Origin of the sequence: Rothia sp. HMSC069D01 (assembly GCF_001810135.1) — a bacterium.
GTDB lineage: Bacteria > Actinomycetota > Actinomycetes > Actinomycetales > Micrococcaceae > Rothia.
In genome coordinates this window covers 1-414 of record NZ_KV800079.1, presented here as the reverse complement: position 1 = coordinate 414, position 414 = coordinate 1, and the positions used below count along the sequence as shown (strand labels likewise).

Below are 414 nucleotides of genomic sequence, written 5' to 3'. Positions count from 1 at the left end.
AGCATCTCTTGCTGCTGAGCAAGATTAGGGCATATCGAGATAGAGTGGGCAACAATCTCCTTGCTGGCAAAGTCGTAAACCGGAGCGAGATAGGCCTTACCAAAGGAAAGCTTGAACTCAGTGACGTCAGTACCCATTTTCTGCCAAGGACCAGTCGCCGTAAAGTCACGACCAATGATGTTGGCGAAGCTTCGCCCCACCTCCCCCTTGTAGGAGTTGTACTTGCGGTAAGCCCTCTGGCGGCGTATACCGCAGCGCAACCCCATCTGGCGCATCATCTTCAAAACCGTCTTATCAGCGATACGTTCCCCTTCCTCAGCGCGCAGGCACATGGCCACCTGCCTGTGACCGCACCCGTTGGGCGTTCGCGAAAAAATCTGGGCGACCTTGGGACGTAGCTGCACTCTGGTTGGC

At 55.6% G+C, this 414-nt stretch carries 1 pseudogene; it reads right to left on the bottom strand.

Annotated elements, in window-relative coordinates:
• Positions 1–338, bottom strand: a pseudogene (locus tag HMPREF2710_RS01455) (IS3 family transposase); the annotation flags it as partial.
• Between the last annotated feature and the right edge of the window lie 76 nt (positions 339–414).